The sequence below is a fragment of the Ruegeria sp. CJ9 genome (assembly GCF_056536625.1).
Genome location: NZ_JBQFPY010000008.1, coordinates 71,605 through 95,549, shown reverse-complemented (window position 1 = coordinate 95,549; position 23,945 = coordinate 71,605). Strand labels below are relative to the sequence as shown.

General features: G+C 54.7%; 21 protein-coding genes and 1 pseudogene. 12 read left to right on the top strand and 10 right to left on the bottom strand.

Annotated features, from left to right (window positions below; genetic code table 11):
* The first annotated feature begins 35 nt into the window (after window positions 1-35).
* From ugpA to ACR0AJ_RS16370, 5 genes are all read left to right on the top strand, one after another.
* Window positions 36-917: a sn-glycerol-3-phosphate ABC transporter permease UgpA gene (gene ugpA, locus ACR0AJ_RS16390; protein ID WP_170351215.1), complete on the top strand. Its 882-nt coding sequence runs from the start codon at window positions 36-38 to the stop codon at window positions 915-917.
* Window positions 918-937: 20 nt separating this feature from the next.
* Window positions 938-1,774, top strand: coding sequence for a sn-glycerol-3-phosphate ABC transporter permease UgpE (gene ugpE, locus ACR0AJ_RS16385; protein WP_170351276.1), 837 nt, complete (start codon window positions 938-940; stop codon window positions 1,772-1,774).
* Between the two features lie 3 nt (window positions 1,775-1,777).
* The gene (gene ugpC / locus ACR0AJ_RS16380; RefSeq protein WP_170351214.1) at window positions 1,778-2,833 is read left to right on the top strand and encodes a sn-glycerol-3-phosphate ABC transporter ATP-binding protein UgpC; all 1,056 of its coding nucleotides are present in this window, start codon (window positions 1,778-1,780) and stop codon (window positions 2,831-2,833) included.
* Window positions 2,833-3,780 carry a glycerophosphodiester phosphodiesterase family protein gene (locus tag ACR0AJ_RS16375; RefSeq protein ID WP_170351213.1) on the top strand — a complete coding sequence of 316 codons (948 nt, stop codon included), beginning with the start codon at window positions 2,833-2,835 and terminating at the stop codon, window positions 3,778-3,780. The genes ugpC and ACR0AJ_RS16375 overlap by 1 nt, the downstream gene beginning before the upstream one ends.
* A 207-nt stretch (window positions 3,781-3,987) precedes the next feature.
* Entirely contained in the window at window positions 3,988-4,281 is a 294-nt protein-coding gene (locus ACR0AJ_RS16370) for an NUDIX hydrolase (protein WP_480741368.1), read from the top strand.
* A 61-nt stretch (window positions 4,282-4,342) separates the two neighbouring features.
* Here ACR0AJ_RS16370 and acdA read toward each other — a convergent pair whose 3' ends face one another.
* Window positions 4,343-5,548 (bottom strand): 3-sulfinopropanoyl-CoA desulfinase, encoded by a 1,206-nt coding sequence (acdA, locus tag ACR0AJ_RS16365; RefSeq protein ID WP_170351211.1) that lies wholly within the window; start codon window positions 5,546-5,548, stop codon window positions 4,343-4,345.
* Between acdA and ACR0AJ_RS16360 the strand changes: the two genes are divergently transcribed.
* Window positions 5,548-6,531, top strand: a complete 984-nt coding sequence (locus ACR0AJ_RS16360) for a LysR family transcriptional regulator (RefSeq protein WP_480664023.1) — start codon at window positions 5,548-5,550, stop codon at window positions 6,529-6,531. The genes acdA and ACR0AJ_RS16360 overlap by 1 nt on opposite strands.
* A gap of 222 nt (window positions 6,532-6,753) precedes the next feature.
* On the opposite strand, the pseudogene ACR0AJ_RS16355 reads toward ACR0AJ_RS16360, so the two are convergent.
* The 4 genes and pseudogenes from ACR0AJ_RS16355 to ACR0AJ_RS16340 all read right to left on the bottom strand — a co-directional run bounded on the left by ACR0AJ_RS16355 (window position 6,754) and on the right by ACR0AJ_RS16340 (window position 8,950).
* Window positions 6,754-7,436, bottom strand: a pseudogene (locus tag ACR0AJ_RS16355) (IS6 family transposase).
* A 44-nt stretch (window positions 7,437-7,480) separates the two neighbouring features.
* The gene (locus tag ACR0AJ_RS16350) at window positions 7,481-7,669 is read right to left on the bottom strand and encodes a hypothetical protein (protein ID WP_174818681.1); all 189 of its coding nucleotides are present in this window, start codon (window positions 7,667-7,669) and stop codon (window positions 7,481-7,483) included.
* Entirely contained in the window at window positions 7,666-7,980 is a 315-nt protein-coding gene (locus tag ACR0AJ_RS16345) for a DUF4178 domain-containing protein (protein WP_480664021.1), read from the bottom strand. The genes ACR0AJ_RS16350 and ACR0AJ_RS16345 overlap by 4 nt, the downstream gene beginning before the upstream one ends.
* Before the next feature lie 286 nt (window positions 7,981-8,266).
* Entirely contained in the window at window positions 8,267-8,950 is a 684-nt protein-coding gene (locus ACR0AJ_RS16340; protein ID WP_480664019.1) for a DnaA N-terminal domain-containing protein, read from the bottom strand.
* Window positions 8,951-9,416: 466 nt separating this feature from the next.
* Between ACR0AJ_RS16340 and ACR0AJ_RS16335 the strand changes: the two genes are divergently transcribed.
* Window positions 9,417-10,724, top strand: coding sequence for an AAA family ATPase (locus ACR0AJ_RS16335; RefSeq protein ID WP_170351206.1), 1,308 nt, complete (start codon window positions 9,417-9,419; stop codon window positions 10,722-10,724).
* Window positions 10,721-11,827 carry a ParB/RepB/Spo0J family partition protein gene (locus ACR0AJ_RS16330; RefSeq protein ID WP_170351205.1) on the top strand — a complete coding sequence of 369 codons (1,107 nt, stop codon included), beginning with the start codon at window positions 10,721-10,723 and terminating at the stop codon, window positions 11,825-11,827. The genes ACR0AJ_RS16335 and ACR0AJ_RS16330 overlap by 4 nt, the downstream gene beginning before the upstream one ends.
* Window positions 11,828-11,893: 66 nt before the next feature.
* On the opposite strand, the gene ACR0AJ_RS16325 is transcribed toward ACR0AJ_RS16330, so the two are convergent.
* The 3 genes from ACR0AJ_RS16325 to ACR0AJ_RS16315 all read right to left on the bottom strand — a co-directional run bounded on the left by ACR0AJ_RS16325 (window position 11,894) and on the right by ACR0AJ_RS16315 (window position 15,521).
* Window positions 11,894-12,064 carry a site-specific integrase gene (locus ACR0AJ_RS16325; protein WP_254440255.1) on the bottom strand — a complete coding sequence of 57 codons (171 nt, stop codon included), beginning with the start codon at window positions 12,062-12,064 and terminating at the stop codon, window positions 11,894-11,896.
* Window positions 12,065-12,925: 861 nt separating this feature from the next.
* Window positions 12,926-14,461 (bottom strand): choline-sulfatase, encoded by a 1,536-nt coding sequence (gene betC, locus ACR0AJ_RS16320; RefSeq protein ID WP_170351204.1) that lies wholly within the window; start codon window positions 14,459-14,461, stop codon window positions 12,926-12,928.
* A gap of 76 nt (window positions 14,462-14,537) precedes the next feature.
* Window positions 14,538-15,521, bottom strand: a complete 984-nt coding sequence (locus ACR0AJ_RS16315) for a Bug family tripartite tricarboxylate transporter substrate binding protein (protein WP_480648369.1) — start codon at window positions 15,519-15,521, stop codon at window positions 14,538-14,540.
* Window positions 15,522-15,613: 92 nt separating this feature from the next.
* Here ACR0AJ_RS16315 and ACR0AJ_RS16310 point away from each other — a divergent pair, with 92 nt between their 5' ends.
* The 4 genes from ACR0AJ_RS16310 to ACR0AJ_RS16295 are packed head-to-tail and all read left to right on the top strand — an operon-like array spanning window position 15,614 to window position 20,679.
* A complete protein-coding gene (locus ACR0AJ_RS16310; protein WP_480741365.1) occupies window positions 15,614-16,813 on the top strand; it encodes an ROK family transcriptional regulator in 1,200 nt (399 codons plus the stop codon).
* 2 nt (window positions 16,814-16,815) lie between these two features.
* Entirely contained in the window at window positions 16,816-17,331 is a 516-nt protein-coding gene (locus tag ACR0AJ_RS16305; protein WP_480741363.1) for a tripartite tricarboxylate transporter TctB family protein, read from the top strand.
* 13 nt (window positions 17,332-17,344) lie between these two features.
* Window positions 17,345-18,853 carry a tripartite tricarboxylate transporter permease gene (locus tag ACR0AJ_RS16300; RefSeq protein WP_170379504.1) on the top strand — a complete coding sequence of 503 codons (1,509 nt, stop codon included), beginning with the start codon at window positions 17,345-17,347 and terminating at the stop codon, window positions 18,851-18,853.
* Window positions 18,854-18,876: 23 nt separating this feature from the next.
* Window positions 18,877-20,679, top strand: coding sequence for a metallophosphoesterase family protein (locus ACR0AJ_RS16295; protein ID WP_480741361.1), 1,803 nt, complete (start codon window positions 18,877-18,879; stop codon window positions 20,677-20,679).
* A gap of 191 nt (window positions 20,680-20,870) precedes the next feature.
* On the opposite strand, the gene ACR0AJ_RS16290 is transcribed toward ACR0AJ_RS16295, so the two are convergent.
* Both ACR0AJ_RS16290 and ACR0AJ_RS16285 read right to left on the bottom strand, forming a co-directional pair.
* Window positions 20,871-22,268 carry an aldehyde dehydrogenase family protein gene (locus ACR0AJ_RS16290; protein WP_480741359.1) on the bottom strand — a complete coding sequence of 466 codons (1,398 nt, stop codon included), beginning with the start codon at window positions 22,266-22,268 and terminating at the stop codon, window positions 20,871-20,873.
* Complete coding sequence (locus ACR0AJ_RS16285) at window positions 22,265-23,926, bottom strand: acetolactate synthase large subunit (protein WP_170351197.1); 1,662 nt, start codon at window positions 23,924-23,926, stop codon at window positions 22,265-22,267. Before ACR0AJ_RS16285 ends, ACR0AJ_RS16290 begins: the two co-directional genes overlap by 4 nt.
* Between the last annotated feature and the right edge of the window lie 19 nt (window positions 23,927-23,945).

Below are 23,945 nucleotides of genomic sequence, written 5' to 3'. Positions count from 1 at the left end.
GGGCCCGCATTTTCTATATTCGGTGGTTTATAGGGATGGAAAAACGCGTCACCTTTCGCGGCTGGCTGTTGCCATTGGCGCTAATCGCCCCGCAGGTCGTCATTTCCGCTGTATTTTTTTTCTATCCGGCGGGGCAGGCTGTTTGGCAATCTCTATTCATACCTGACCCCTTTGGGCTGTCGTCCCAGTTTGTGGGTCTCGGTAACTTTGAATTCCTGCTGAGCGATAAATTCTACCGAGCCTCTTTCGTGACGACAGCGGTGTTTTCAACGCTTGTCACTCTCTGCTCGATGATCCCGGCGTTGTTTCTGGCGGTCATCGCGGACCGCCTGATCAAAGGATCGGGCGTTTACCGGACGCTACTGATCTGGCCCTACGCCGTTGCCCCCGCTGTTGCAGGCGTGCTGTGGCTGTTCATGTTCAACACACGCGTCGGCGTCGTCTCGTGGTACCTCGGCCAACTCGGCTATGACTGGAACCATGTCCTGAACGGAACCGAGGCCATGGGGCTGGTTGTTGTCGCCTCGGCCTGGGGGCGCATCAGCTATAACTTCCTGTTTTTCTTCGCGGCATTGCAGTCAGTTCCAAGGTCCGTGATTGAGGCCGCCGCGATCGACGGCGCGCGTTTCTGGCGCCGGTTCTTCACCATAGTGCTGCCGCTCTTGTCACCCACCGCGTTCTTCCTGCTGGTGGTTAATGTTGTCTACGCCTTCTTTGAAACCTTCGGCGTGATCCACACGATTACCGGTGGTGGACCACAACAGGCAACAACCATTCTGGTCTACAAGGTCTTCTCGGATGGGTTCGTGGGACAGGATCTGGGTTCGTCTTCGGCGCAATCGGTCATCCTGCTGATCGTCGTCGGCCTGCTGACGGTCATCCAATTCAAATACGTGGAAAAAAGGGTGCACTACTGATGGCAGCCCAACAACACGGAATGGTCGAAAAACGCGGGATGGGGATCTGGCTGACCCATGCCATGATGATCCTCGGGGTGTTGATCATTTTTTTCCCGATCTGGCTGGCCTTTGTCGCGTCGACCGTAACCCAACCGGAAATCGTGACACCGCCCATGCCGTTGGTGCCGGGTGATCAGTTCTGGGAAAACTACAAGGCCGCGCTGTTTTCCGGCGTGAATGTCCCGGTTGCAACGATGCTGTTCAACAGTTTGGTGATGGCCATCGGGATTGCCGTTGGCAAAATAATCATCTCGCTGCTGTCAGCCTTTGCGATTGTCTATTTCCGTTTTCCCGGGCGGACAACATTCTTTTGGCTGATCTTCCTGACGCTTATGCTACCGGTCGAGGTGCGTATCGTTCCAACGTTCGAAGTTGTTGCCGGGTTCGGTATGCTCAACAGCTATTACGGATTGATCTTCCCTCTTATCGCTTCGGCCACGGCAACATTTCTTTTCCGGCAGTTCTTTCTGACGATCCCGGATGAACTGGCCGAAGCTGCCCGCGTGGACGGGGCCCGGCCGATGCGGTTCTTCATCGATATCGTGGTGCCGATGAGCCGGACCAATATCGCAGCGTTGTTCGTGATCCTGTTCATCTATGGGTGGAACCAATATCTCTGGCCGCTTTTGATAACCACCGACCCTGAAATGAACACCATTGTGATGGGTATCAAACAGATGTTCCCTTCTGGCGATGATGTGGCCGAATGGCCAGTCATCATGGCCACATCCATTCTGGCAATGATCCCGCCAGTCATCGTGGTGGTGTCGATGCAAAAGCTCTTTGTCCGCGGCCTTGTCGATAGCGAGAAGTAAGAAATGGCAACAGTAACCCTTGAGAACGTCAAAAAGAGCTTTGGCCCGACGGACGTCATCCATGGCATCGATATCGACATTGCGGATGGTGAGTTCATTGTAATCGTTGGCCCTTCGGGCTGCGGGAAGTCCACGCTGTTGCGGATGGTTGCGGGCCTGGAAACCGTGACATCCGGCGAAATCCGGATTGGCGAAGAACGGGCCAACGAGAAAGAGCCGATGGATCGCGACATCGCCATGGTGTTCCAGAACTATGCGCTTTATCCGCATATGTCGGTGCGTCAGAACATGGGTTACGGGCTGAAGATCGCCGGGTTGCCAAAAGATCAAATCGATCAAAAAGTGACCGAGGCCGCCAGACTATTGCAGCTGGAACCCTTGCTGGATCGCAAACCCAGACAACTATCAGGCGGTCAGCGTCAAAGGGTGGCGATGGGTCGGGCCATTGTCCGCGAGCCAGCAGTTTTCCTGTTTGATGAGCCGCTTTCGAACCTAGATGCCAAGCTGCGGGTTCAGATGCGTCTGGAAATTCGCGAACTCCAGGAAAAGCTGGGGATCACGGCGCTCTATGTGACCCACGATCAGGTCGAGGCCATGACGATGGCCGACAGGATGATCGTGATGAATGGTGGCATCGCCGAGCAGATTGGAACGCCGTTAGAGGTCTACGAAACACCGAGAACTCTGTTCGCGGCACAGTTCATTGGCAGCCCTGCGATGAATGTGTTTGACGCCCAGCGTGAAAACGGGACGATCAAGATCGGTGAAATTGCGGTCGGCCGTTCTGCAGGTCCCGATACCGCGTTGAAGCTGGGGATACGCCCAGAGCATCTGCTGTTGGATGATAATGGTCCGCTGGAATCGGCGATTCAGATGGCGGAACCGTTAGGGGCCAACACTTTGTTGCACGGTCAACTAGCGAGAGTCGGCGGAGCGATCACGATAAGCCTTCCGGGAGTCCATCCGATCGAGGGCCGGCATCCGAACTTGCGGTTCTCGGTCGCCCCAGAGCACATGCATCTGTTTGACCAATCAACTGGTGAAAGGCTGGGCGGCTAATGACGTTTCCTCAAGTCGAAGCCTTCCGTGGTGGCGAAAACCTGATCCGGGTCGTGGGACATCGAGGGGCAAGAGGCGTTTTGCCCGAAAACAGCATGATTGGTTTTGATTTCTCGCTGTCTATCGGTGTCCCGCTTCTTGAGTTTGATGTTGTCCTGACGGCGGATGACGTGCCGGTCATAACCCATAATCATCGTCTGCACGCACCGAGCTTTCGCGGCGCAGATGGCCTGTTTCTGACCGGGGAGGAACCGAAGGTTTCGTCACTGACTTTCGAAAAGATTCAGCAATTCGATATTGGACGGTTAGACGGGCATTCTGCCTATGGCCAACGCTTTCCAGACCAGGCCCAATTGGAAGGCGTTCGAGTCCCAAGGCTGATGGACTTGCTAGAATTGGTGAGTGAACCAAAATACGGCGATGCCTATCTGATGCTCGAACTGAAGTCGGATCCTGACGTGGCCCATGATCCGCTTCATAGGGAGAACTTTGTCGGGCGAGTTCTACAGGAAGTTCGCGGCAAAGGTCTTTCGTCGCGCGCAGTACTGCACAGTTTTGACTGGAACCTTCTGGAGGAATGTCAGCGAAAAGCTCCTGATATGCCGTCTTCTTACCTTACACAGCTTCCAGATAACGCGGATGATGTTGGGGAGGATTCCTCGAAAGCGGTTTGCCCTGACTTTCGTGGTCGTTGTGATGAAATTCCCTATTTGGTCAAGCAAGCTGGCGGTTCGCTTTGGTGCCCGTACTTCGCGGATGTAACGGCTGAAAATGTGGCGCGCGCAAAAGATCTGGGCCTATGTGTTGCCGTTTGGACGGTGAATGAGCACGAAGAAATAGACAGGATGATCGACCTGCGCGTGGATGCAATCGTATCTGATTACCCTGGGCGGGTTCAAAGGCATCTGTCGGATTTAGGCATGGGTTGGCATATCGACAACCAGTGAATTCTGCATTGCTAATTCGTGACGTTTATTATGTTTCTTCCAGTCGCAATCGGAAAGGGTTGGTCACATCTTCACTTCAACCTCCTGCGTAGGGCGAGAAGCATAACGGCTCAGCGTACTAAACAAGTTGCAGCATTGCCTCTGCAATTGTTCGGCGGTCGCCCCCAAGTACTTCTTATCACGTCGCGCTACACAGGACGCTGGATCATGCCCAAGGGCTGGCCGATGGACGGCGAGCAAGACTGGTGCACGGTAGGAATTGAAGCGCTGGCGGAGGCTGGTGTGGAAGATACAGTTTCTCGCAAGCCGATCGGTGAGTTTGAGAACGCTAAGACTTTTAACGACGGTACCAGTGTCCAAGTGAAAGCCACCGTCTACCCGCTCTACATCGATAAGGTGAAGCCCGGTGGAAGGAAAGGCACGAAAGAAAAAGGCACTGGCTTTCACCGAAAGGAACTGCGAAAGAACTCAAACAGCCAGAGTTGGAAGACTTGCTCTTAGACCTAAAAAACAATCCAAGAATGAACAGATCAATACGCGCAATCGCAGCGGCTTGAGGCTATCAACCCCTGGCCAGCTTCGCGTACCCGTCTCTGGTCTGTGGCGTTTTAATGCCCAACAAACTACCTGCAAGCTGTGTTTTCAGAATCTGCGCAGTTCCACCACCGATGGTAAACATGCGCACGTCGCGATACATGCGCTCGATTGGCTCCTGCGCGCCGTATCCGCGCGCACCAAATATCTGCAAGGAGTCGTTGACGACTTTGATCGCCTGTTCAGACGCAAAGGCTTTTGCCCTGGCTGCCATTGCCATGTCGGGAAACCCAGTCGAACCAAGGGATCCAGCGGCTTCATGCAACATCAGACGGGACGCATGGACCGCCGTGTCCATGTCTGCAAACATCCATTGAAGACCCTGAAACTCCTGCAACGGGCGGCCGAATTGATGACGCTCACGCAGATATCTTTTTGAGTGCTCCAGCGCACCGGCTGCAATTCCCATGGCTACCGTTCCCGCCCCGACACGCTGGCTGTTATAAGCGGTCATCAGATCGGCAAAGCCACGTTTTATTCCCGATGGGGTGACCAGCGCGAAACGCTCATCAACTTCCAGATCGGTAAAACGAAGCTCAGTTTCGGGCATGCCGCACAGCCCCATGGTCCGTTCGCGACCGACCACATCGAACCCTTTGGGGGCGATACCGTTTTCAGGATCGTAGTGAACCAGAAAACCGGTGATCCCGAGATCGGTTCCGTCCTCATCCAGAACACGCGCAAAAATTAGGTAAAGCTTCGAAACGCCGCCGCCCGTGATCCAGTGTTTGCTGCCGTTGATCAGATATTTCCCGCCAACACGCCGGGCCGTTGTCTGCATCTCGGTCGCCGCGCTGCCGGCGTTGGGTTCAGTTATACAGATCGCGGGCTTGTCCCCGGACAGGACAAGCGGGGCCACAAAATCCCGTTGCTCATCTGTTCCATAGGCCATGATCGCGCTGATGCCGCCCATATTGGCCTCGACGACAATCCTGGCACTCAACGCGCAGGCCTTGGCGATTTCTTCGACGGTCAAAACCACGTCAAGGTATGAGGCGCCGAGCCCTCCGAACCTGGGCGGGATTGTCATGCCCATAAGCCCTGCGTCAGTCAGTTCACGTACGTTTTCCCAACAATAGGTGCGAGTTTCGTCCCAGTGACCGGCCCGGTCCGCAAATCCTGGAGCAAGTTCGCGGGCGATTTCCTGATACGTCTTTGTTCCTTGGTCAAGCATTGGGTGATCCTCTCTGTTCACAATTATGTGAGAGCTCGCATGTTATTTTCAATCGAATTTACTTTGCCTTTAAATTAAGTTTTATTGAATTTATGCAGATTTCAGCTTTTGAAACACTGGTTGCGATTGCGCAGCACAGCTCATTTTCTCGAACCGCAGAAGTGCGCAACATGACACTGTCTGCTGTCAGCATGCAGATGAAATCGCTGGAAGAAGAGCTTGGCACAGCGTTGTTCGACCGCCGGTATCGGCCGCCCAAACTGACGCCACTCGGAGTGAGGGTTGCTCAGGACGCCAAGACAATAGTTGATGCCTACTCAGTTCTGAAATCAAGATGTGTGCCTACCGATCAACTGACCGGAACGTATCGGGTCGGGTTTGTCCCTTCTGCTGCTGCTCGCATCCTGCCTCTGTTTCTTGGAACGGCAGAACAACTGGCTCCAAAAACAATGTTGAGAACCAGCACCGGATTGTCAGAGACTTTGTGCGAACAGGTCCGGAACGGTCAACTGGATGCCGCAATCGTAACTGAAATCGCAGACGCGACATATGATCTTTGCTGCGAAACCGTGATCCGTGAGGAAATGGTGATCGCGGCACCGCTGGACAGCAAGGTAAAAGGACTAAGCGGACTTTCCGGATCACACCCTTTTTTGCATTTCATTCCGTCGTCGGGCATTGGCAAGCTGATCGCCCAATACCGTGATCAGATGCAATTGAAGTCGAAGGAAGTGATTATCCTTGATAGTATCGAAGCCATCGTAAACTGCGTTAAAAACGGCATCGGATACGCGCTTTTACCAAAAACAGACGTATTGCGGTATGGCGCTGAACAGGTTCTTGTCCTGCCGTGTAAGCCGCAGCCGTTGTTTCGCAACATCTCACTGGTGACACGCGAAGACGCCCTGACTGAAGTATGGCGCTCAAAGCTGAAGACATTGCTTGAGGCCAGCATAACCGGTCTGGAAAACACAGAAATCTAAGTTGCTTAAATCGTTTGGTGGATCGCCCGCAACGCGGTCCATAGCGGCACTAAACACCTGTACGGCCTGCCAGACTTCGGGTGTCAGATAACTCAGCCCATCCGGCACACCCAAACTTCGCCCCGACAGTGGCGCGGGTGAGGCCAGCACAAACCCCCATTCCCCGAAACGGTTCTGTCGCAAATTCCTTTGAAGGACGAGAAGGCAACGCAGGCGGTTTGATTATCCTAGCAGTTGAACATACTGCTGAAACGGGGAGAGTCCGGGTGTGAATTGACCTTTGCGGATCATGTTGACCAGCTCGATGCCAGCCAGGGCAGATGCAGCTGAATCGAAAGACTTGAAACCCAACATGGGCCTGATCCGACGTTTGATGAATCGATGTTCTTGTTCAATGATGTTGTTGAGATACTTCTGCCTCACCATCTCGATCGGTATCGGATAACCAAAGCCTTTCAGAATCTTGTTTATAGCTTTGATGCCAGCAGTGTTGGCGCCGCTTTTGTCGATGACAATCTTCCGTGCAAACCCTTCATCTCAAGCGCACAAGCGAAGAACTTCGTTGCAGCAGCTTTATTCCGGCGTTCGGATAGCATGAAGTCCAGGGTTTTGCCGTGTTTGTCGATGGCGCCATAGAGGTAAACCCACTCACCCTTCACTTTAACATAGGTCTCATCCATGCGCCACGAACGGTCGGTAGGACGCTTCTTGTGCCGCGAAGCATCAGCTACAAAACCGGCATATCGGCTCACCCAACGGTTCAGCGTCCCGTGATCCAGTTCAACGCCTCTTTCCGCCATGATTTCCTCCAGATCCCGATTTGGCACGTCGCATCGGAGATAGAAGAAAACAGCGTACTAGATCACGTCTTTCGGAAAGTGCGCACCTTTGAATGAGATGGTCATGGTCTGCTCCTGTCTTATCTGAGCATGCGCTACCAAAACGACACTCAGTCTGACAGGTGGAACAAAGTTTGCGACAAAACCAACTTGCGCAACACCTTATAACTGTCCTGCGCGTCCAGCTCTGATCCGCAAAATTCGCAGATTTGGACCATTACCCGACCACCGCCAAAAACGTCCAGCCCGGCACCGCATGAGGTGCAATTGATCGAGGTAAGCTCGGGCAACCTTGTCATGTCTGCTGTATCTTTATGCCAAACGGATCGAACCAGCGCCCCTGAAACCACATCGACCCTGCCCCCCAAAATTCGCCCGACAGCAATCTGTTGTCTTCGCCCGTGGCATTGACGAGGTCATAAGTCTCACCCACTTGCAGTTCCTCGTCGAACCGCCCTCGCAGGGCAATACACTCGGCTTGTTCCACTTCGGTAACCGTGTAGGAGTTGTTTTCATACTCCAGCGTCTCGCCCGGTTTGAAAGGCGGTCGGAACTTTGGCATCCGTCCGTCGGAAATGCGGATCTGTTCGACCACGTCACCCTCATCCACCGAAACCCAGGAGATCGCGCCTTTCTGAGACGTCCCGCAGAACTCGTCCCAGCTAGACCGTGTCCCCGATCCCGAACAGCAGCAGCGTCATGCATGACACCCTGATAGCCCGCAAGCGCAATATGGTCCCCTTTGAATAACAGTGTCGAGCCACAGGATGAGCAGGTCACGACCTTGGCCGCGTCCAATAAGATCGGGCACAAAGACCCGCAATTGGGACAATTGAAATCTTTCATACCCTCAGGTCTTTCAAAGCAGTCGAAAATTCAAGCGTCAGTAATCCTGTCTATTCAGCGGTTTCAAAGCGCAGACGGCGCACCGAGGGGTCAACCCGGCCGTAGGCGGCCAACAACCGCGCGGACCATTTTTGGGCGATGTAATCCGCCATGAACCGCGACGGTGCCATCAGGGTGACGACCCCCCCTGCCCTATCAGCCTCTGTCAGATGTTGGAACCAACTCGCCCATAGTTCAGGATCGCGCCCGTGCAATATGGCTTGCACCTGCGTCCAGACCTCCTCGTCCGACGGTTCAAATGGTGCAGGTTTGACTTTGAAAGGGACGATATTTGTGTCCGGTTCGGGATCATCCGACATTCGGGCCTGAAAATCGGACCCGATGGTGGGCCAGATGTCCGAAGTATCAAGCATCACCTGTTTCAGGTCCAGCTCATACACCGCAACTCGCCCGCGCGCAGCGGCTCGCTTGACCGCAATCCAGCCCATCGACCGCAGCTTTGCCATTTCACGTTTCACCGTGCGTTCGTTTACTGACCACAGACGCGCGATCTCTTCCCGCCCAATCGACAACTCATTGTTGCGCCAGTTGTACCGGGTGGTGATCAAGGCAATGATGCGTAAAATGCTGCGCTGGCGATGTTTGTCGCCAGACAGGGCGTAAACTGTCAACGCTGATAGAATGTCGTATTTTATGGCAGGCGCATTTCGCCCTACCGGTTTTGCAACCTGCATTCCTATTCTCACCGCTCTGTCTGCCTCAGACGGGTTATACCGCCAATAATACGCTGTTTGCCAACGCTTTTCGTCTTGATGACCTGATTAGCGTCCAAACCGACGATTCTGTCAAGCGGAGTCTGATTTTGAATCGCTGCGGCCCCCAATCCAATTCAATTTAAAAATGAAAATAGGTGAAGTATTGGTGATGGGGGACGTCTAAGGTGTCCCCTTAATATCCACTTTTGACCCCCTATATGGGGCATTTCAGGGTTTAGCGCCCCCCTAAATCTTGGATCGCTGCCCTGGAAACCCTTGGGGGCGAATCGGATGCCAGCCGAATCGGATCATGCGGTGTAACGCCTTGTTTTCTTACCCGTGGGTAAGATTACACTCTTATCATATTTTCTTTTGCGTAAAGCGCAAATCAAGCGTAAATAGTTAAAACGTATAAAATAGCGTCCAAAAGAATGAGACTTGAGGCATGTACACGCACGAAGACCTGAACGCATTGCGCAATCAGTCCCTCAAATTGCAGGGCTGGATCCGCCAACAGACCTTCAGCCCCGAGATGGAAAAGACCCTCCGCCGCTTTTCAAGCTGGGAGGTGTCCGAACTGATCTTTCGCGTCAACCAGTCGACCTTTCGCGGCAAGCTGGCTGCGGACCCGTCACTGCCCAGTGGTGAGGTTGAGCCGGATGGCCGCCAGCGTTGGTTCAGCCTGGAAGAGGTGAACGAGCTGCGCCGCCGCCTTAAGGTGAACCGCAAATCCCTGATGCCACCCCGCCCCGTGGGCAAGCGCGCCATCCGGGCGGCGGTGGCCAATTTCAAGGGCGGCGCGGGCAAGTCGACCGTTGCTCTGCATCTGGCCCATGCCGCGGCGCTGGATGGGTACCGGGTGCTGGTGGTGGATTTCGACCCGCAGGCAACGCTGAGCCACTCGATGGGTTTGACCGACGTGACCGAAGATTTCACCGTCTGGGGCATCATGGCCCGAGATTTGATCCGTGAGACCGAGCGGATGAACAACCGCCCTGCTGCCGCCGAATCCGGCACCACCCTGCCCCGTCGTGAATTGCCACCCTCGATTACCGATATGGGGCTGGGCGATTTGCGCATTGCGGACTTCATCAAGCAAAGCTCTTGGTCGACTATTGACGTCATCCCGTCTTGTGCCAACGCCGCCTTCGTTGAATTTGCTTCCGCGCAGTATCGGCACCTGAACCCCGAGTGGTCGTTCTTTGCCGCCGTATCGCGCTATCTGGATCAGATCCCGGATGATGCATACGACCTGATCCTATTCGATTGCCCCCCGGCGATTGGGTACCAATCCATGAACGCCGTTTTCGCAGCTGACATGCTCTATGTCCCCTCTGGTCCCGGCTACTGGGAATATGACTCGACCACGTCGTTCATCGGTCAGCTGGCCGAGGCGTTGGAAGACCTCGCTTATGGTTTCGACAAGACCTTACCCACGGGTAAGATCGGCTTGCCCAAAACCTTTTGTGAGCTGCGCTTTCTGCTGACACGTTACGAGCCGGGCAATGCCCTGCACCTGGCGATGTTCGATGCGTTTAGGAAAGTGTTTGGTGACCACGTGGCCGAACACCCGGTTGAGATGACCCGCGCAGTCGAGCAATCCGGCCGCTTCTTAAGTTCTGTCTATGAGATGGATTACCGGGAGATGACGCGCGAAACCTGGCGTCGCGCGCGCTCGACCTTTGACAATGTATATGAAGAATTCCGGGACGTGATGCTATCGGCCTGGGAAAAGCTGGAGGATGACGCATGAGCCGTAAACGCAGAATGTTTGACATCGACATGCCGGCCATGGATGACATTCCGGTCGGCAAGGCTCCGGACAAGGTGCTGGAAAAGCGGCGCGGACCGATGGCCACCGCAATATCTGAAAACGCGGACGCGTTGCGCGACCAGCAATCGACCGAAGAAACAATTCGTGCCGAAAATGATCGTCTGGCGCATGAGCTGGTCCGGTTGCGGTCGGATGGCTTGGTGACCGAACATGTAGTCTTGTCAGATGTGGTCACCGAAAAACTGACCCGTGACCGCAAGCCCGGCCCCGATCCGGAGTTGGAGGAATTGAAGGCCTCGATCCGGGATATCGGATTGTCGAATCCCATCCGGTTGGAACGCCGTGCGGATGGCCGGTTCGACCTGATACAGGGCATGCGCCGCCTGTCGGCCTATCGTGCGTTGCATGAGGAAACGGGGGATGAGCTTTATGCGCGTATTCCAGCAGGTATCTCTGAAGCGGCAGACCTTAACGACAGTTACCGTCGCATGGTAGATGAAAACCTGATCCGCAAAGATATCTCGTTTGCTGAGATGGGTGCATTGGCCAGAGCGTACGCCGAAGACCCGTCAAACGATTGTGCTGACGTAGACAAGGCCGTTGCGGTCCTGTTCAAATCCGCCAGCTATACCAAGCGCAGCTATATTCGCGCGTTCGCCAGTTTGCTGATGATGTTGGACAAGGTGCTGATGCACCCCAATGAAATTCCGCGTAATTTGGGAGTCGAATTAAAGCGAAAATTTGACGCCAATCCCGGGTTGGTTCGACAGGTCAGTACCGCAATCATGAGCGAACCGGATCGCGACGGCCCGCGCGAAATTGCCATTTTGCGGACGTTTATAGAAGCAGATAGCACCGCGACGAAAAAGCCTGAACCGTCAGGTGCTGGTAAAACGCGCCGGGCAAAAACCACATTTCAGGTGTCGGGGCGGGCAGGGGTCGCGAAATGCTCGGCCTCGAGCGGGCGGATCGAGCTGCGCTATGATCTGGACTTTACACGGGTTGATCGGGCCAAGCTGGAACAAGCGATTGCCACCTTGATCGACGATTTGCAGGAAGAAGACGATCTTACCCACGGGTAAGGTTCACACCTGAATTCTTGGGCAAGGAAGCGCCGGGTCGAAACCCGGCGTTTCTTTTTTGCCGTGTCATCCCAACAGATCTGTTGCCGGGTTTTCTGCAGTGTCCACATCATCATAGTAAGTCTGAGCCAGAACCTGAGCCACGGACCGGCGTAAGGACTGCCGCATGGCGGCTTGGATCGGCGCGCCGTCCAGCGCGACCTGGTTCAGAAAGCCCGAGCGCAGCCGGTGGGGCAAGGCGCACCCCTGATTCATCTGGGTGTGATCGAGTATTTAGGCTGGCGCCGTGGCGTTGCTTTCTGACCATTCCAGCACGGTGCCGAAGCGGGCCGCTTTCCAGGCGGTGATGTAGAGTAAGTCCCGCTCATAAACCCGCAAGGTGTTGGACAGAGTTCCGCGAACATAGAGAGCGTCCAGCGTCTCCTGATCTGCAGGTGACAGAGCAGGGGAGGAGGCAGGGAGATAGGACGCGGGGTCTGTCATGGGTGTATTCAGATCTCATTTCCGGACAAAAAAAATATCAATCCCGAAAAGCGGTACTCATCGAGTTTGGCGGTCGGATTATGGTAAAGTAAAAGTAATGAGCAAAATCAATAAATTTTGCGTATAAAGCGACCGGGAGGTAATCCAGGATATAAGAATAGTGATACTGCTGAACCTACTATGAAAGGAAACCCAAGGCTTTGGTGGGGGCTCTGTTGCAAATTTTTCGCGATCAACGCCCAGACGATCCGTGCCATTTTGTTAGCCAGTGCTTCCCTAACCAACAGGGATGACTTGCGCTCCAACATTCTTGCGGGCCAGGAATCCGGGACGACGCATTTATGTTCTGCCCATCTAACCACGACGCTGACGCCAATAATAAAGAGGCGTGGCAACGTCCGGTTTCGGCCACCGGAAAGCAAAGTGTAATTTGGGCTGATCTGTGACGGTTAGCCCTGATGTCCTTTTAAAGGATCAACGGATTGTCTTCGATATCTACTGTGGCCAGCGCGTTCCATTTCAATTGGCTCGGTCGGAATTTTGGTCCGAAGGCAGATGCGACGCAAAAGAACCCCGCAGTGCATGCGCCAACAAGGGTGTAGTCATGCGGTGCATTTACGCCTGATCTGGCTTTGCCGGAGCCACGTAAGGTAGACGCGCCCGCGCCTTGGTGTCTGCCGCCCCTGCATTGCGGATGTAGCGTTCACCATCATCGTGGCGAACTGTATGAACATATGTCGGATCCCCACCCGTCACGTTGTGAATTGCAAGCCTGCGAACCTGGCTGGCGCGAATGGTTGTTTTTAATTCCTCCGGATTCCAACCGTCGAACAAGATAGCCTCAAGCTCGGCCCGGATCTCGGTGCAGTCACGATCGTTCGCGCGGTTTCTCACCTCGGTGGGATCTTCGTCGATATTATAGAGCAATGTGTCTTCACCTTCGAGCCACATGAGCTTCCACGGCCCTTTTTTAACCATTCGGCTGGGCCCGGTTGAACCATCGGCCGCAAACTCCGAGATCGCGACATCCGACAGTGTAGATGTGTCTCCGTTCAGGGCAGGGACCAGGGATTGGCCATCTATGGGCGACGCAAAATCCTGGAACGCGCCGTCAGCGGCAAGGTCTGTGAGTGTTGGTAGAAGATCGATCAGTGAGATATTTTTTTTCACCCGCGCTGGTTTGAACCGATTTGGCGCGTAGACGATGAAAGGTACACTGGCGGCCCATTCAAAAAAGTGTTGTTTGAACCACATGCCACGCTCACCCATCATCTCACCATGATCGGCGGTCAGGATAATGATGGTGTTTTCCATCTGACCCGTCTTTTCTAGAACTTCCACAAGGTGGCCGACTTTATCATCGATATACGAGATCATGCCGTAATACCCATGGCGCGCCATTCGACGATCTTCGGGGGTGACGGTAAATTCGTGGCGCGACTGGCAATAATGTAAGTTGCGGCTGAGGTGATCCATCTCGTTTAGCTCAAGTGGTGGCACTGCTGGAAACTCGATCTCATCATGGTCGTAGAGATCCCAGTATTCCTGTCCGATCACGAACGGAGAGTGGGGTGAGGTAAAGGAAACGGTCAACATAAAGGGCCGGTCATCGCCCGTGCGCGCCAGGTCATACAGCGCCTGAATGCCGTGATATTCGACCTCGTCATCGTAATCCATCTGCATGGTGCGCACTGCCGGGCCGCTTTCCAGAATGGGTGCCATGGTCAGGTTCGTGGGCTTGTATTCACGCCCTTTGGACCAATCCACGGTCCAGGCAAAGTTCGCCGGGTAGATTTCTGTCGTATGGCGTTTGTCATATCCATGCAGCTGATCGGGGCCGACAAAGTGCATCTTGCCCGACATTTCAACCCGGTAATCCATGCTGCGCAAGTAATGGGCAAATGTTGGAATATCGGCGTGGAATTCGCTGGCATTGTCATACATGCCAATGGAGAAAGGCAGCTTTCCGGCATGCATCGACGCGCGGGACGGACCACACATGGGCAAGTTACAATAACAGTTTTCAAACACGACACCTGCCTGCGCAAGGCGGTCGATGTTTGGCGCCTTCACCGTCTTGTTTCCGTATGTTTTCAACGCATTTGCTGCAAGCTGGTCGGCCTGAATAAAAAGGATGTTCGGACGTGCCATTGTGGGTTCCCAAATGTGAAAGAAAATTGTCCCGGGCGGCCAAGGGGAGGAGCGGCCGCCCGGGACGCCGAGCTGCTTATTGAATTACCATTCCCAGCTTTTCGGCGGTGTCACTGAAGGTTTTGACCTGACCCTCGACAAACGATTTTGTTTCGTCTGGCGACAGAACAATAGGGACCGAGCCCAGCTTTTCAGTCGTATCAACCCAGCTTGCATCGGCGGAAATCGCGCCCAGCACTTCGACCCATTTTGCTACAACGTCCTCCGGCAGATCTTTTGGGCCCCATACGCCTGTCCAACCGACGACATTTTCCAGATTTGGATGACCAAGCTCCTGCGCGGTCGGGGTGTCCGGTATGGCTGAGAACCGTTCCGGCGTGGTGGTCAGCAATGGGCGAATTTGATCGCTCTCAATTGCGCCGGACAGACCTGAAAGGTTGTGAAAGATCAAATCGGCGTGCCCGCCAACAACGGCAGCGGTCGCCTTTCCGCCCCCTTTGAAGGGCACATGGATCAGGGTTTCGGAATCTACCCCAAGATCATCCAGCATGATCAGCATTGCCATATGCAACAAAGTGCCAACTCCGGCAGACGCATAAGAAAGGCGCTCGCCCCCCTCGATTGCTGCTTTCAGTTCGTCAAAGTTTTGGTACGGCGAGTCTGCACTTACGCCCAAGACAAACGGGTTCTTTTCAATCAGGCCGAGAAAGGTAAAGTCGTCCCACTTGTACGGTATTGTGCGGTTGATCGCAGGAACCGTGGCCTGAGAGCCCACGCGCGCCATAAGCAAAGTGTAGCCGTCCGGGCGTGATTTTGCGACCTGAGTCGAGCCAACGACTCCGCCAGCGCCGGTTTTGTTGACGACCAGAATGTTCTCACCCAGATACTCGGGGGCTTCTGTACTCATAGTGCGGGCGGCCAGATCAGCGGCACCGCCGGGGCCGTACGGAACGACCAATGTTACTGGCTTGCTTGGATATTCCTGCGCAGATGCCACAGTTGGGATTGCGAGCAGGGCAAGGCAGCTCAGCGTAGCGACTACTGTATTTTTCAGTTTCATTTTATAGCGTCTCCCTGAATCGAATGAATTCACCTTAATAAATTACTTGCAGTAAGTAAATAATTAAGTCAATATGAAATGGGAGGCTCAAAATGGCAGGTTCATCACTGGAAGAAATCGGGCGCGGAAACCGGCAAAGGGTTCTGAGTGAGATATTGGGGTCTGGTACAATTTCCCGGTCGCAAATTGCCGACAAGCTGGAATTGAACGCGGCAAGCGTGTCCCGGATCACGCGCGAACTTATCGAGGCGCGCTTGGTGCAGGAAGTTGGCGACGCCAAATCAGAGGGGCGGCGGGGCCCGCGCACCAAGAGACTGTCTGTCGACCGCACTGGTGGATACGTTATCGGAATAGGTATCAACGCCTATCAGCAGGTCGTTACACTGGCCGATCTTTCAAACAACAGAATTGCGTCCTGGGATGCTGGTGGTGAAGGCCTGTCCGAAGGCGAAGGCTTTCTGAAGACATGCTGTGATCAGGCCCGAAAGCTCATTGAACAACATGTTCCTGACAGAGACAGGTTGTTTGGTGTTGGGCTTACGATTGCAGGAAATCTGGACAAGGCGCGTGGCACCGTCATTTCGGCCCCGACACTTGGGTGGGATGACGAAGTGGGTGTTCGGGATCTGGTCCAGAAAGAGCTTGGAGTTCCGGTTGCGCTGGAAACGCCGAGCGCTGCAATCTGTCAATCCGAGGCTGCATTTGGGACCGCACGCAACATTGAAAACGTGGTAGTGATCTACTGCGCGCTTGGCTTTGGTATCGGACTTCAGATCAATGGGCAGCCCTATAGTGGGATCAGTCGGGTTGGTGGTGTTCTGACCGAAGCTAGGATCACCGACGGGTTGGGGTCCAATCTGCCCGTGACGTTGTCAGATTTGTGCGGCGGGAAAGCGCTGTTGCAGAAATTGCTTTCTTCGGACGTTTTCAATGCGCTTTCCGATCGGGACCGGGCGCGAAAAATCTGGGAGGTCGTTTCGGGCGCGGACGAAACGGACGGCGATTACAGATCGGTTTTGGAAGAATTTGGCGCGCGGGCAGCGAACTGTTTTTCGCTAAATTTGACGGTTTTGCAGCCAGAACTGGTGTTGCTTGCAGGGCCGCTGGCCCAATCGCCCATCTACCTTGAAGCGTTTCGAAAGCAGATCGACACCCTCAAGTCGGATCTGCAGCAACCAATCAAGATCAAATCCAGCGAGATGACGCATATGGGCGCGGCTCGGCTGTTATCGCTCAGCGAAAACATCGCAAACGCTAAGTTGGATTTGAATTTGCTGAAGGGAGGAAACTGACCGTGGAGCCATCAAAACGGAGAGATTTTTTCGCGGGGGCACTGTTCTTGGTCCTTGGGATTCTGACAATCGTAATACTCATACCGTCAGGGGTGGATTCTCCGGGCAATGTCGAGATCTCGGCGTTGTCACCCGAGTTCTGGCCTCGCGTCATTGCTTTCGCCGTTGTGTTTCTCGCGCTGAGTTTGGTGGCGGAATCATACTTCCTCAAAACACCCGAGGTGGATGCGGATGAGGACGCGGAAGCAGATGCAATCTACAAGTTGGAGACGCTGCCGGGAACGCTACGAACGGTAATTTTGATCTTTGCACTTTTCCTGTTTTACTTTGCGCTTACGACGCTGGGCGTGGTTGCCAGCTCGATTGTTTTGATGCTTGCCATGATGCTCTTTTTTGGTGAGCGAAAATGGTACTACATCGTTCCAATCAGCATCCTTCTTCCTATTCTTCTTTATCTGTTCTTTTTGCACGTCGCAGGTGTGCCAATGCCCCTTGGCATATTCGAAACGTTTAGCTGAGTAGGAGCTGAGCATGATCGAGAATATTTCCACTGCCTTTCAGCTTTTCCTGAGCTTCGAAAACATTCTGGTGATCGGCATCGGGGTTCTGATTGGAACCATCATCGGTGCGATACCGGGGATGACGACACCTATGGGCGTGGCTCTGGCGCTGCCGTTTACGTTTACGATGCAGCCTGTGACCGGCATCCTGCTGCTGCTTGGAGTGTATAAGGGCGGTCTTTATGGCGGGTCTTTGACGGCAATTCTCATAAAGACACCCGGTACCCCGGCAGCGTCCTGTACCATTTTAGATGGGTATCCGCTGGCGCAGAAGGGGCAAGCACGAAAGGCGTTGGACATAGCGCTTTATGCATCTTGTGTGGCTGATCTGATCTCGAACATAGCGCTGATCATGTTCGCCGGTTTTCTGGCGACATTCGCATTGCGTTTTGGTCCACCGGAGTTTTTCACGCTGATCGTCTTTTCTTTGACAATCATCGCAGGTGTTGCAGGACCCAGCTTGACCAAAGGTATCTTGTCTGCGTGCCTGGGTTTGATGTTGGCCACTGTCGGGCTTGATCTGATCTACGGCACGAACCGGTTCATCTTTGGAAACTACGAGCTGATGTCCGGTCTGAACTTTATTCCTGTTCTGATTGGTCTCTTCGCTATCCCCGAAATCTTGGATCGCGCGACGCGGCGCGCAAGGCCACCCGGGGCACAGCGTCAGGAATTGGGGAGTGGTGCAAGCTTTGCCGATTTCCGCAAAACGCTGAAATCGGTTGTTCGCGGCAGTTTCATCGGCGTGATATTGGGGGCAATTCCCGGTATTGGTGGCGCCCCGGCGGCTTTCCTAAGCTACAGCGAAGCACGCAGAAACTCGAAAAACCCCGAAAACTTCGGCAAGGGTGAGCCTGAAGGCGTCGCTGCTGCCGAAGCTGGGAACAATGGTGTAGCCGGGGCGACAATGATCCCGCTGCTGGCTTTGGGCGTACCAGGTGACGTGATCACGGCGGTAATTCTGGGCGCATTCATGATCCATGGGTTGCGTCCGGGCCCCATTCTTTTCGCGGAAAACCTGCCAATGATCTATGCGCTGTTCATGGGTATCCTGCTTAGCTCGGCCTATTTGTTCATCGTGGGCAAGGTCGCGATCAAGACCTTCAGCCGCGTCGCGCTGATCCCGAACCGCATTCTGTACCCGATCGTGTTTACACTGTGTGTTTATGGTGCCTATGCGGTGAACAACAACCTGTTCGATATCTTGGTAATGCTGTGCATGGGTCTTGTTGGATTCGCCATGATGCGGCTTGATATCCCGGTCGCGCCGTTTTTGATCGCTTTCGTTTTAGGACCGCTTCTTGAGGACAACTTCCGTCAGTCACTGTTGTTGTCTGATGGGAGTCTTTCAATTTTTGTCAGAAACGCGATTTGCTGGCTGTTCTGGCTGCTGACAGCGTTGTCGATCTTTGTGCTGATCCGATCCCGCATTCGTGCCTCACGCACAGGGCAGGCATCGGTTCTGACCACTGGTGGATAATCCCGAGATACAAGGAAGACATCATGGTTAATACGGGAAAGGCCGGTCTGGGCCGCGTTGTCTACAGCTTTGCGGTGATCTCGGACACCCATGTCAATCCAGACGAAGATCGCTGCAACTCGCCCTTTCCCGTGAACGCCCGCGCCAATCGCCGGTTTCGTTTTGTAGTCGCAGATATCAACCGCAGAGAGGTGGACTTTGTTGTCCACCTCGGTGATCTGCTTCACCCCGTGCCTGAGACTGGAGAGCTGTTTGCGCAGGCCGCCGAAGCTTACCGCGCAATTGTGTCGGACCTGACGATGCCAATCCATGTGCTGCCGGGAAACCACGATATCGGCGACACGCCAATCAGTGGCGGGCCAGCAAGCCCCACCACGCCCAAAATGATCGAAGCGTGGGAAAAGGAGTTTGGCGCCCAATACCACAGCTTCGAAAAGGGTGGGGTGCGTTTTCTTCTGCTGAACGCGCAATTGATCAATTCCGGGCTGCAGGATGAAGCGGATCAAAGACGTTGGGTTGAAAACGAGCTAGCCGCGGCGCAAGGGCAACGAATTATGCTCATGCTGCACCACCCGGCCTACTTGTGTTATCCCGACGAACTTGACCACTATGACAATACCGATCAGCCGGGTAGGGGATGGCTGTTGGGGCTGCTCGAAAAGCATGGGATCGAGGCCATGTTTTCAGGTCACGCCCACAACTTCTGGTACGATCGTTACGGCGAGACGGATTTTTACCTGGCGCCAGCGACCAGTTTTGTCCGGCAGGACTATTCAGAAATGCTGAGGGCAATTCCACCGGAAGGCAGTGAATTCGGTCGCAATGACGCTGCGAAACTGGGCTATTTTTTGGTGAGTGTTTATGAAAACGGCCACGTCACGAAGTTTGTGCGTACCAACGGAGCAGAGCTGGCACCCGGTGAAAAACCAACCGGCGATCTGCAGCCTTTGGCCCCTGACCCAAGGGAAAACACCCGGCCACTGATAGGCTTTGACCTTCGTAAGAATTGGGCGGAGATATCAGAGGTGCCTCCCAGCGGTGGCTTGGACGAATTCGATCGCAAACCGGTTCGCAATGACTATCATCTTCTGGCGCTGCAAGAGATGGGCATCCGGGACGTGCGTCTCCCTCTGCATGATCTTCTGGACCCTATGCGCCGCGCCCGGATTGGCCTTCTGAAACACCTTGGTTTTCGCATCACGTTGTTTGGTTACAGTATTCCTGAAAACCACCTGAATTTGATCGCGTCCGTCGCTGACAACTTGTTTGATTGGGAGATCACGTTGAATTGGCGCGACGTGGAGGGATCTGTTGATGCGCTGTCTAAGGCATACGAAAAAACCGGCTTGCCGATCTACATTTCCCGGATGCGCACGAAAGAGGATATCAAAGCTGATGGTACGTATTTTCATGTGATAAATCACGGGTTCGATACACAGGACAGGCACCAGATAGAAATTCTCGCGACCCTTCCGAATTCCTGCGGGCTTGTGGGTGCTGTGTTCCGGCTGGGCAACACCGAGCCGGTTGCGGATAGATTAGAAGCCGCAGATCGGGTGGTTACGCCCCACGGCTTGAAAGCATCGGTGCATCTGCGCGTCGCCGGAGACAACCCTGCCATTCCCCATAGGGATGATGACGCAACCAACGCCCGGGTCCTTGAGGCAATGGGAACCAGCGCAATGCTTGAAAACACGCGGGTGTTTTGCGATACCCTTGCCGATGTCGATCGTGGTTACTTTGTGCGCAACGGTGCGATTGATCGATACAATAACCCGCGCCCCCTTTTGGAAACTGTCCGCGCGCGTCATGTCGGCAATAAATGAACGCGTATACGGCTGGCAAAGCAGCTGCACTTTTTCAAACCTAACTACCCTACGGGTCAAACAATAGGGCGCGTCAGTTGGACTGGCACTGAACCAATTCGAGCGTGTATTTTCAATTCAACCAACGCCCTCTGACCTGAAAGGGAGATACCTTGCAGTGAATGGAGCCAGAACCGGGATATACAGGGCCGTCACTTATCCTGAGGCAGCCGGATAATTGCCATTTTATCCTGTGTCATGTCGTGCATCGTGTATCTGATCCCGCCGGTGTTGTAACCGGATTGGCGGCGGCCTGCGAAGGGCATCCAGTCAACCCGAAAGGCCGTATGATCATTGACCATGACCGCCGTGGCATCCAGCGTGCGTACCGCCGTCAGCGCGCGATCCAGTGACTGGGTGAAAACCGCAGACTGGAAGGCGAAAGGCAATGCGTTCGCGGCCTCAACTGCGCAATCGAAAGTTTCATAGCCATAAACACAGATAACGGGTCCGAAAATTTCCAGCGTCGAGACTTTGGCATCCGCCGGAGGGTTCAGCAATAAGGTGGGCGCGTAGGTAGTCGGCCCCAACCGTGTACCGCCGGTCAGAACGCGCGCGCCGCCAGCGTTTGCCTCGTCTACCCATTCTGCAACCCTGTCAACTTCGCCCGGACGGATCAGTGGACCGCAATCAACCGTTTCATCAGTGGCGTTTCCAACCTTTAGCTGAGATGCAGCCTCGGCCAGTCGCGTGGCGACCTCTTCGGCCATATCCATTGGCGCAAAGACCCGCTGTGTCGAAACGCAGACCTGCCCGGAATGGTAAAACCCGCCCTTCGACAAAACCGGGATCATTGCGTCCAGATCGGCATCGGTGTCCACAATCACCGGTGCGGCACCGCCATGTTCCAATGCGCAGCGTGTACCCGGTGCCAGTTTGGATCGCAGCATCCACCCCACACGGGCTGATCCGATGAAGGTAAAGAAAGCCGTGCGTGGGTCGGTGATCAACTGTTCCGCCACTGCATTGTCGCAGGCTACAAAATGACAGAAATCCTGCGGCAGGCCAGCCTCGTGCAGCATGTCGACAAAGACCTTGCAGGACAGAGGCGTGTCGAGGGCCGGCTTCACCAGCACCGGGCACCCGGTTGCCACAGCAGGGGCGACCTGATGCACAATCAGGTTCAGCGGGTGATTGAACGCGCTGGTGGCCACAACCACCCCGATGGGTTCGCGGGTCGTAAATGCCAAGCGCCCGGCTCCGGCGGCGGTCAGGTCCATCGGGATTTCCCGCCCGGACATCTGCCCGATCTCGTGAATGCACAAACCCACCCCATCTATGGCGCGCGTCACCTCGACCCGCGCATCAATCAAGGGTTTGCCACCTTCATCGGCGATCAGATGCGCCAATTCGTCGAACCGGGCCCGCATCAGAGCAGCGGTTTTTTCCAGAATTTCAATCCGATGATAAGCGGGCAACCACGCGGACCTGTCCCGAAACAGAGAGTGAGCACGATCCAGCATCGGCTCGACCTCGTCCCATGTTCGCAGGTCAATCGCGCCTATTTTCTCAAGGCTGAATGGGTTCACGACATCCAGGCTGGTACTCATATCAGGCATACCTTGGCTTCCAGTTCTTCGATCAGGACGCGCTGGTTTTCGCTGTAATCGACAGGTACGTCGATCAGATGCACGCCACCCGATGCAAAGGCGGCCTCGAATGTCGGAACCAAGTCTTCGGTGCGTTCGACGCGGTGGCCGGTTGCGCCATAGCTGTTGGCGTATTGCACAAAATCGGGATTGTTGAATTCCAATCCCCAATCGTCAAACCCTGCATGAGCCTGTTTCCAGCGGATCATTCCGTAAGAGCTGTCATTCAGCACGGTCACCACCAGATTCAACCCCAGCCGCACGGCGGTTTCCAGTTCCTGACTGTTCATCATGAATCCACCATCGCCACAGATCGCCATGACCCGGCGGTCAGGATACTGCATCGCCGCCATCATCGCCGAGGGCAACCCCGCCCCCATCGTCGCCAGCGCGTTGTCCAGCAGCACGGTGTTGGGCTCATACGCTTTATAGTTTCGGGCATACCAGATCTTGTAGATGCCGTTGTCCAGCGCGATTATATCGCTGTCACCCATCACCTTGCGGGTGTCGGCAACGATACGCTGCGGGATGATCGGAAAGCGCGGATCATCGGCCCCTTCGGATGTGTGTTTTTCCGTCTCTTCGCGCACAAGCCGGAAATAGCTGTCATCAAACTCCAGCGGACCGTCGAGGATTTCGGCCAGGCGCGTGATTGATTTGGCCAGATCGCCGACAACCTCGATCTGCGGGAAATAGACCTGATCGACCTGCGCGGCCTTGTAGTTCACATGGATCACCTTGGTGCCGCCCTCTTCCATGAAGAAAGGCGGTTTTTCCACGACATCATGGCCGACATTGATGATAAGGTCGGCCCGGTCGATGGCGCAGTGCAGATAGTCGCCGTCGCTTAACGCAGCCGTTCCCATGAACAGCTCAGACCGTTCATCAATGACACCTTTGCCCATTTGTGTGTCAAAGAATGGGATCTGAGTGTCTGCCACAAACCGGCTGAGCGCTTTGCGCGCGTCCTTGCGATTGGCCCCGGCCCCCAGCAAAAGCAGGGGCATCTTTGCCGATCGGATCAGTTCAGCGGCTTCCTGCAAAACCGTATGATCCGCCACAGCATAGTGGCGCGGATGAGGCTGCAGAACTGGTGCATCGGTGGCTTCAGCCGCAATATCTTCTGGCAGTTCCAGCAATACCGCGCCGGGGCGCTCTTCCTCGGCCACGCGGAACGCCTCGCGGATCAGGGCAGGGATCGTGTTGCCATGCACGATCTGCTTGGACATCTTGCAGATCGGATCAAACAGACCGACCACATCGATGATCTGAAATTGCCCCTGTTTGGATTTCTTGATCGGCTTTTGCCCGGTGATCATAATCAGGGGCATCCCCCCCAAATGGGCATATGCAGCCGGAGTTGCGAAGTTTGTCGCCCCCGGTCCCAGCGTTGCCATGCAGACACCTGCCTTGCCGGTCAAACGGCCATAGGTGGCCGCCATAAAGGCCGCGCCCTGTTCGTGGCGCGTCAACACCAATTCGATGGACGACGTGCGCAGAGACTCTAGAACATCAAGGTTTTCTTCGCCAGGCACGGCAAAAACCCGGGTGACCCCTTCGGCTTCGAGGGCGGCAACAAGCAGGTCAGAGGCTTTGGTCGGAGTAGATTTGGCAGACATGGAAACACTCACCTAAATG

Coding starts and splice junctions, on each gene's coding strand:
- ugpA (WP_170351215.1), top strand. CDS start 36: ATGGAAAAACGCGTCACCTTTCGCGGCTGGCTGTTGCCATTGGCGCTA.
- ugpE (WP_170351276.1), top strand. CDS start 938: ATGGTCGAAAAACGCGGGATGGGGATCTGGCTGACCCATGCCATGATG.
- ugpC (WP_170351214.1), top strand. CDS start 1,778: ATGGCAACAGTAACCCTTGAGAACGTCAAAAAGAGCTTTGGCCCGACG.
- ACR0AJ_RS16375 (WP_170351213.1), top strand. CDS start 2,833: ATGACGTTTCCTCAAGTCGAAGCCTTCCGTGGTGGCGAAAACCTGATC.
- ACR0AJ_RS16370 (WP_480741368.1), top strand. CDS start 3,988: ATGCCCAAGGGCTGGCCGATGGACGGCGAGCAAGACTGGTGCACGGTA.
- acdA (WP_170351211.1), bottom strand. CDS start 5,548: ATGCTTGACCAAGGAACAAAGACGTATCAGGAAATCGCCCGCGAACTT.
- ACR0AJ_RS16350 (WP_174818681.1), bottom strand. CDS start 7,669: ATGACAAGGTTGCCCGAGCTTACCTCGATCAATTGCACCTCATGCGGT.
- ACR0AJ_RS16340 (WP_480664019.1), bottom strand. CDS start 8,950: ATGCAGGTTGCAAAACCGGTAGGGCGAAATGCGCCTGCCATAAAATAC.
- ACR0AJ_RS16335 (WP_170351206.1), top strand. CDS start 9,417: ATGTACACGCACGAAGACCTGAACGCATTGCGCAATCAGTCCCTCAAA.
- ACR0AJ_RS16330 (WP_170351205.1), top strand. CDS start 10,721: ATGAGCCGTAAACGCAGAATGTTTGACATCGACATGCCGGCCATGGAT.
- betC (WP_170351204.1), bottom strand. CDS start 14,461: ATGGCACGTCCGAACATCCTTTTTATTCAGGCCGACCAGCTTGCAGCA.
- ACR0AJ_RS16315 (WP_480648369.1), bottom strand. CDS start 15,521: ATGAAACTGAAAAATACAGTAGTCGCTACGCTGAGCTGCCTTGCCCTG.
- ACR0AJ_RS16310 (WP_480741365.1), top strand. CDS start 15,614: ATGGCAGGTTCATCACTGGAAGAAATCGGGCGCGGAAACCGGCAAAGG.
- ACR0AJ_RS16300 (WP_170379504.1), top strand. CDS start 17,345: ATGATCGAGAATATTTCCACTGCCTTTCAGCTTTTCCTGAGCTTCGAA.
- ACR0AJ_RS16295 (WP_480741361.1), top strand. CDS start 18,877: ATGGTTAATACGGGAAAGGCCGGTCTGGGCCGCGTTGTCTACAGCTTT.
- ACR0AJ_RS16290 (WP_480741359.1), bottom strand. CDS start 22,268: ATGAGTACCAGCCTGGATGTCGTGAACCCATTCAGCCTTGAGAAAATA.
- ACR0AJ_RS16285 (WP_170351197.1), bottom strand. CDS start 23,926: ATGTCTGCCAAATCTACTCCGACCAAAGCCTCTGACCTGCTTGTTGCC.